Source organism: Pseudomonas sp. NPDC088885 (assembly GCF_044750025.1).
GTDB classification, from domain to species: domain Bacteria; phylum Pseudomonadota; class Gammaproteobacteria; order Pseudomonadales; family Pseudomonadaceae; genus Aquipseudomonas; species Aquipseudomonas rustica.
In genome coordinates this window covers 1-7321 of record NZ_JBIVJB010000149.1, presented here as the reverse complement: position 1 = coordinate 7321, position 7321 = coordinate 1, and the positions used below count along the sequence as shown (strand labels likewise).

Below are 7321 nucleotides of genomic sequence, written 5' to 3'. Positions count from 1 at the left end.
GTGCGTGTCCGGGAGGACGTGATGAATCTGGAAAGCAAATGGCTCGAGGACTTCAGTGCTTTGGCCGCCACCCGCAGCTTCTCGCAAGCGGCCGAACGACGCTTCGTGACCCAGCCGGCGTTCAGTCGGCGGATCCGCAGTCTGGAAGCTGCATTGGGGCTGACATTGGTCAACCGCTCGCGCACGCCGATCGAACTGACGGCGGCGGGGCAGTTGTTTCTGGTGACCGCGCGCACGGTGGTCGAACAACTCGGTGAAGTGCTGCGCCATCTGCATCATCTGGAGGGCGGGCAGGGCGAAGTGATGCAAGTCGCTGCCGCTCACTCGCTGGCACTGGGTTTCTTTCCGCGCTGGATCGCGCAACTGCGCAATGAAGGTTTGAACATTGCCACGCGACTGGTCGCGACCAACGTCGGCGACGCGGTGCATGCGCTGCGTGAAGGTGGCTGCGATCTGATGCTGGCGTTCTACGACCCAGACGCGGCGATGCAGATGGACCCGGAAATTTTCCCCTCGCTGCATTTGGGCCAGACCGAGATGCTGCCGGTGTGCGCGGCGGATGCCGAGGGCAAGCCGCTGTTCGATCTGGAAGGCGAGGCGAGTGTGCCGCTGCTCGCGTATAGCGCCGGGGCATTTCTCGGGCGCTCGGTGAATGGCTTGCTGCGTCAGCGTCAAGTGCGCTTTACCACTATTTATGAAACCGCGATGGCGGACAGTTTGAAGAGCATGGCGCTGGAAGGGTTGGGCATTGCCTGGGTGCCGCAACTCAGCGTGCGTGCGGAATTGGCACGAGGCGAACTGGTGGTCTGCGGGGGCCCGCAATGGCACGTGCCGCTGGAGATTCGTCTATACCGCTGCGCACTGGTGCGCAAAGCCAACGTCCGGCTGTTGTGGCGCAAGCTTGAGGGCGGCGCCGCACAGGCTTCTTGAACCACCGTAGATCCAATGTGGGAGCGAGCCTGCTCGCGAAGGCGGTGTATCAGACGAGATCAATACGACTGACACGCCGCCTTCGCGAGCAGGCTCGCTCCCACAATGGAATTTGTGGTGTGTCTGCGCTGACCTTCAAGTCAATAAAACCGGGCATTTGCGGCAGATGACAGATGGTCGCGCAGGGGGCTGTTTATTGCTTTCTTTGCGGTATACTGCGCGGCCTTCGGCCGGCACGACCGGCCATTTTTCGTACAATCAAGCCACGCAACCTGCGTGGCTTGTTGTTTTATGACGCGCCTGCGGGCGCTCCAGAGAGAAGAGGCGCGACGATGAGTGCACTGGTTGGCGTGATCATGGGCTCCAAGTCCGATTGGTCCACCCTTAGCCACACCGCCGATATGCTGGAAAAGCTCGGCATCCCGTACGAGGTCAAAGTGGTCTCTGCCCACCGTACCCCGGATCTGCTGTTCCAGTACGCCGAAGAGGCTGAAGGCCGCGGCATCGAGGTGATTATCGCCGGTGCCGGTGGCGCAGCCCACTTGCCAGGCATGTGTGCGGCCAAGACCCACCTGCCGGTGCTCGGTGTGCCGGTGCAGTCGGCCATGCTCTCGGGCGTCGACTCGCTGCTGTCCATCGTGCAGATGCCAGCGGGCATTCCGGTCGCCACTCTGGCTATCGGCAAGGCCGGCGCGATCAACGCCGCGCTGCTCTCGGCGAGCATCCTCGGCGCCAAGCATCCGCAGTTCCACGCGGTACTGAAAACCTTCCGTGCCGAGCAGACAGACAGCGTCCTGGACAATCCAGACCCACGTATTGCCTGAGGTTGTTGAGATGAAGATCGGTGTAATCGGTGGCGGCCAGTTGGGTCGCATGTTGGCCCTGGCGGGCACTCCGCTGGGCATGAACTTCGCTTTCCTCGACCCTGCGCCGGACGCTTGCGCCGCGGCGTTGGGCGAACACCTGCGGGCCGATTACGGCGATCAGGATCATCTGCGCCAACTGGCCGATGAAGTCGATCTGGTGACCTTCGAGTTCGAGAGTGTTCCAGCGGAAACCGTGGCATTCCTGTCGCAATTCGTTCCGGTTTATCCGAGCGCCGACGCCCTGCGCATCGCTCGCGATCGCTGGTTCGAAAAGAGCATGTTCAAGGATCTGGGCATCCCGACCCCGGCCTTCGCCGACATTCAATCGCAAGCCGATCTGGATGCCGCCGTGGCTTCGATCGGTCTGCCGGCCGTGCTGAAAACCCGCACTCTGGGTTATGACGGCAAGGGCCAGAAAGTCCTGCGCAAGCCGGAAGACGTGGTCGACACCTTCGCCGAACTGGGCAGCGTGTCCTGCTTGCTGGAAGGCTTCGTGCCGTTCACCGGTGAAGTTTCGCTGATCGCCGTGCGTGCTCGCGATGGCGAAACCAAGTTCTACCCGTTGGTACACAACACCCACGACAGCGGCATCCTCAAGCTGTCCGTTGCCAGCACCGATCACCCGTTGCAGGCATTGGCCGAAGACTACTCGAGCCGTGTGCTCAAGCAGCTCGACTACGTCGGTGTGATGGCGTTCGAGTTCTTTGAAGTCGACGGTGGCTTGAAAGCCAACGAAATCGCCCCTCGCGTGCACAACTCCGGGCACTGGACCACCGAAGGCGCCGAGTGCAGCCAGTTCGAAAACCACCTGCGCGCCGTTGCCGGCCTGCCGTTGGGTTCGACGGCCAAGGTCGGCGAGAGCGCAATGCTCAACTTCATCGGCGTGGTGCCGCCGGTTGAGAAGGTCATCGCCATCGACGATTGCCATCTGCATCACTACGGCAAAGCCTTCAAGGCCGGGCGCAAGGTCGGTCACGCCAACCTGCGCTGCGCCGACATGGCCACGCTGCAGGCGCAGATCGTCAAGGTCGAAGCGCTGATCGCCGAGTAATTCAGTTTCATGTGTCTGCGGCGGAACCATTCAGGGGCCGCCGTTCTCTCATGGCAGGATGCCAAAGTCTGACTAGGCTTCGCATATCTACTACTGAGAGGGAATTGCCATGGGAATTATCGGAACCATCTTTATCGGCTTGATCGTCGGCCTGCTGGCTCGGTTCCTGAAACCGGGCGATGACAGCATGGGCTGGATCATGACCATCCTGCTCGGTATCGGCGGTTCGCTGGCGGCCACTTATGGCGGCCAGGCTCTAGGCATTTATCAGGCGGGCGAGGGCGCAGGCTTCCTCGGCGCACTGGTCGGTGCAGTCGTGTTGCTGGTGATCTACGGCCTGATCAAAAAGAACTGATCCAAAGCGACAAAGTCCTCTCTGCCAACGCGGCAGGGAGGGCTAGAATGCTCGGCGATTCAACGTTCATTCCCTTCTATACCGAGCACCTTCATGCGCCGTCTTCTGTTGACTCTCCTTTTCCTGGGCAGCGGTTTGGCCCACGCCGGCGAACTGCCGGAAACCGACTGGCTCGAACTGATGCCCAAGTCGGATCAAAAGGCCCTCGAGGCCATGCCTGAAATCGACCACAACTCCCCGGAAGCCACCGGCACCTTCACCGAGAAGGGCGGGATGAAGCAGGCCAAAGGTCTGCCGGCGGTGATGTATTCGACCAAAACCGTGGCGTCGATGAACGACAAACACATCCGCATCGGTGGTTACCCGGTGCCGCTGGAGTCTGACGCCAAGGGCCGCAGCACGCTGTTCTTCCTCGTGCCGTATCCGGGCGCGTGCATCCACGTGCCGCCACCGCCACCGAATCAACTGGTGCTGGTGCGTTATCCGAAGGGGTTGAAGCTGGACGATATCTACACGCCGCTGTGGGTGACCGGCACGCTGAAGGTCGAGAAGGTCAGCAATGACCTGGCTGACGCAGCGTATGCGCTGGAAGCCGATAAGGTGCGGGTGGTGCAGGAATCTGATCTTTAAAACCTGCACATAACAACTGTGGGAATGAGCCCTGTGGCGAGGGGATTTATCCCCGTTGGACTGCGCAGCAGGCCCTGCTCTTGATTAAAAAAAGCGGGGGCCGCTTCGCGACCCAACGGGGATAAATCCCCTCGCCACAGGTGCCCGCTCCCACATTTCGTTCTGCGTCAGGACTTAGAGCGGTTTGCTTGCGACACTGACGCCCATGGTATGGCTCGCACCCGGCGCGAGCGTGACGATGTCATCCATCACATTCGCCGTCTCGATGCACAGCATGCGCTGCCAGCCATCGTTGTCCATATCCGCCAGCGCGGCGGCGCGGTCAATCCACGGATTCCAGATCACCGCCGTGCGCGAGCCGGTGGCGGTCAGCACAATGCGCCGCTCCCAGGTCGGGTCGACAATGCTCAGTTGTGGTGGAGCGTTGAGATAGATGCGGTCGGTTTCCCCGGCAAACTGCAGGTCACCTTGCTGGCTGTTGGTTTTCCAGTCATCCAGCGTCTCGATGTACTTCAAGCCATCGACGCCGTCGACGTGCACATTGCGCACATCACTGACCGCGAAATAGGTGTGCAGCGCCTGGCTCAGGCTGACGGTGTCACTGCCGCGGTTGTGGCTGGTCAGGCTGAAACTCAGTTGCTCGGACAAATGCAGAGTCAGGGTCAAATCGACCTGATGCGGCCAGCCCGGCAGGCCGCCTTCGGGATAAGGCAGTTTAAATTCGACCTTGATACCGTTGCTTTCGGCTTCGATACCGCCCAGTTCCCAATCCATCGCCCGCACCAGACCGTGCGCGGGTGCCGGTTGCTCACCGGTGTACATGGCCTGCACGCTCTGCGGGTTGCGTTCGAACTTGCCAAACCACGGCCAGCACACCGGCACGCCGGCGCGGATGCTCTTGCCAGTCTTGAACACCGCCTTATCGTTGAGCCAGATGATCGGCGGCTGGCCATCGATCTGATAACTGAGGATGTGCGCGCCTTGCTGGGCCACCAGCACTTCGGCCTGACCGTGGCGGATGCGCCAGCAGTTCAGTTCATCCAGTTTCACGGCTTCAACGTTGGGCGTGTTCATCGGACAGCTCTCAATCAGTAACAAGGACAACTATCGACCGTAAAACGGCCGCGAGGTTTAGCGCGCGCGTGGCGGCACCGAGCGGGTGCGACCGCTGCCGTCGATGGCGACGAAGACGAAAACCGCTTCGGTCACTTTACGCCACTCGCTGGACAGCGGGTCGTCGCTCCACACTTCGACCATCATCTGGATCGAGCTGCGGCCGATTTCCAGGGTCTGCGTATAGAAGGACAATTGCGCGCCGACAGCGACCGGGACGAGGAACGCCATGCGGTCGATGGCAACGGTAGCGACGCGGCCACCGGCAACACGGCTGGCCATCGCGGTGCCGGCCAAATCCATCTGCGCCACCAGCCAGCCGCCGAAAATATCGCCAAAGCCGTTGGTTTCGCGCGGGAGTGCGGTGATTTGCAAGGCCAGGTCGCCTTGCGGGATCGGATCTTCTTGTTCGAGCTCTATCATGCCGAGGGTGCCTCTGACCCGTGACTCATCGTTGGTATTGCTGGTGGTAGCCGTCTTCGGGAAAAACGATTCAGCACCGAACATACTACGTTCGTCACGTTTTCCATCAGGCGCCTAAGGAGAAACTCTGCGAAACCGGCTAATCCCGAGCAAAGGCCGGGCCAACGACGTTTTCGCACAGCAACCCCCTACAAACCGGAGCAGGTTGCGAGTATATCGGTCGGTAGACTCCACGACGACCATCGGGTTCTCATTTCGACCGTCAATTACGCGCCTCTATGTGCTTTTTCGAACAATTTGCTATGGTGCCGAACCTGCCCAAGCCACCGCCAGCGTTGTTGTGGCGGCAGATCCGACTATAAGAGAAGCCCTTGCCATGACCACAGCGCCTTCGAGCCTCGCGCAGCCCGAGCAACCCGCACGACCGTTGACCCGCAATGACTACAAGACTCTGTCGCTGTCCGCCCTCGGTGGTGCGCTGGAGTTCTACGATTTCATCATCTTCGTCTTCTTCGCCACCGTGGTCGGCAAGCTGTTCTTCCCGGCCGACATGCCCGAGTGGCTGCGTCTGATGCAGACCTTCGGCATCTTCGCCGCCGGCTACCTCGCGCGGCCGTTGGGCGGCATCGTCATGGCGCACTTCGGCGATCTGCTGGGGCGCAAGAAGATGTTCACCCTGAGCATCTTCATGATGGCCGTGCCGACCCTGATCATGGGTCTGCTGCCAACGTACGCACAGATCGGCATGTGGGCACCGATCCTGCTGCTGGTGATGCGCGTGATTCAGGGCGCGGCCATCGGTGGGGAAGTGCCGGGCGCGTGGGTCTTCGTTTCCGAACACGTCCCGCAAAAGCACATGGGTTACGCCTGCGGCACCCTCACCAGCGGCCTGACCGCCGGCATCCTGCTCGGCTCGCTGGTCGCCACCGCGATCAACAGCATTTATACGCCTGCCGAAGTGTCCGATTACGCCTGGCGGATCCCGTTCCTGCTCGGCGGTGTGTTCGGCCTGTTCTCGGTTTACCTGCGCCGCTGGCTGCACGAAACCCCGGTGTTCGCCGAACTGCAACAACGTAAAGCCTTGGCTGAAGAAGTGCCGCTGCGTGCGGTGCTGCGCGACCATCGCGGCGCGATTGCGATCTCGATGCTGCTGACCTGGTTGCTCTCCGCTGGCATCGTCGTGGTCATTTTGATGACCCCGACCGTGCTGCAAACGGTTTATCACTTCACCCCGACCGAGTCGCTGCAGTCGAACAGTCTGGCGATCGTGTTCCTGAGCATCGGCTGCATCATTTCCGGCGCGCTGGCGGATCGCTTTGGTGCCGGTCGGGTATTCGTATTCGGTTGCCTGGGCCTGCTGATCAGCTCGTGGACCTTTTATCACAGCCTCGCCGATCACCCGAACTGGCTGTTCCCGCTGTACGCGCTGACCGGTTTTCTGGTCGGCACCATTGGTGCGGTGCCGTATGTGATGGTCAAAGCCTTCCCGCCGGTGGTGCGCTTCAGCGGCTTGTCGTTCTCGTACAACGTGGCGTACGCGATTTTTGGCGGGTTGACGCCGATGGTGGTGAGTTTGCTGCTGAAGGAAAGCGCGATGGGGCCTGCTTATTATGTGGCGGTGCTGTGCGCGATGGGGATGCTGGTGGGGGCGTGGCTCTGGAAGAAGGGGCGCTGATTTTCCCTGCCGCCTGATCGTTCCCACGCTCCGCGTGGGAATGCATCCCGTGACGCTCCGCGTCACCTCTCAAATGCGGACGCAGAGCGTCCATGGCGGCGTTCCCACGCAGAGCGTGGGAACGATCTGTCGCGACATGCTGGCCTTTCATCCAATTGTCATATTTCAGCCATAGAGTGTTCACACGGCCTGCTGATACTTGGCCCCGACTTAACACACCCTATCTGCTAGGAGTAAGGCATGAAACTGAAGCGTTTGATGGCGGCAATGACTTTTGT

8 protein-coding genes are annotated in these 7321 nt (G+C 60.9%); 6 read left to right on the top strand and 2 right to left on the bottom strand.

Annotation, left to right across the window (positions count from 1 at the left end; translation table 11 throughout):
- The first annotated feature begins 21 nt into the window (after positions 1-21).
- From ACIP1X_RS27135 to ACIP1X_RS27115, 5 genes are all read left to right on the top strand, one after another.
- Complete coding sequence (locus tag ACIP1X_RS27135) at positions 22-930, top strand: LysR substrate-binding domain-containing protein (protein WP_400755812.1); 909 nt, start codon at positions 22-24, stop codon at positions 928-930.
- A gap of 332 nt (positions 931-1262) precedes the next feature.
- A complete protein-coding gene (gene purE, locus ACIP1X_RS27130; RefSeq protein WP_007954291.1) occupies positions 1263-1754 on the top strand; it encodes a 5-(carboxyamino)imidazole ribonucleotide mutase in 492 nt (163 codons plus the stop codon).
- 10 nt (positions 1755-1764) lie between these two features.
- A complete protein-coding gene (locus tag ACIP1X_RS27125) occupies positions 1765-2847 on the top strand; it encodes a 5-(carboxyamino)imidazole ribonucleotide synthase (RefSeq protein WP_282358217.1) in 1083 nt (360 codons plus the stop codon).
- Positions 2848-2956: 109 nt separating this feature from the next.
- Positions 2957-3202, top strand: coding sequence for a GlsB/YeaQ/YmgE family stress response membrane protein (locus tag ACIP1X_RS27120; RefSeq protein WP_016772475.1), 246 nt, complete (start codon positions 2957-2959; stop codon positions 3200-3202).
- A 93-nt stretch (positions 3203-3295) separates the two neighbouring features.
- Positions 3296-3832, top strand: a complete 537-nt coding sequence (locus tag ACIP1X_RS27115) for a DUF3299 domain-containing protein (protein WP_007920225.1) — start codon at positions 3296-3298, stop codon at positions 3830-3832.
- 174 nt (positions 3833-4006) lie between these two features.
- Here ACIP1X_RS27115 and ACIP1X_RS27110 read toward each other — a convergent pair whose 3' ends face one another.
- Together ACIP1X_RS27110 and ACIP1X_RS27105 are read right to left on the bottom strand one after the other, a co-directional pair.
- The gene (locus tag ACIP1X_RS27110; RefSeq protein ID WP_400755811.1) at positions 4007-4906 is read right to left on the bottom strand and encodes a D-hexose-6-phosphate mutarotase; all 900 of its coding nucleotides are present in this window, start codon (positions 4904-4906) and stop codon (positions 4007-4009) included.
- 57 nt (positions 4907-4963) lie between these two features.
- Positions 4964-5368 (bottom strand): acyl-CoA thioesterase, encoded by a 405-nt coding sequence (locus ACIP1X_RS27105; RefSeq protein ID WP_003229628.1) that lies wholly within the window; start codon positions 5366-5368, stop codon positions 4964-4966.
- A gap of 376 nt (positions 5369-5744) precedes the next feature.
- Here ACIP1X_RS27105 and ACIP1X_RS27100 point away from each other — a divergent pair, with 376 nt between their 5' ends.
- Positions 5745-7043, top strand: a complete 1299-nt coding sequence (locus ACIP1X_RS27100; RefSeq protein WP_053125141.1) for an MFS transporter — start codon at positions 5745-5747, stop codon at positions 7041-7043.
- Positions 7044-7321 lie beyond the last annotated feature (278 nt).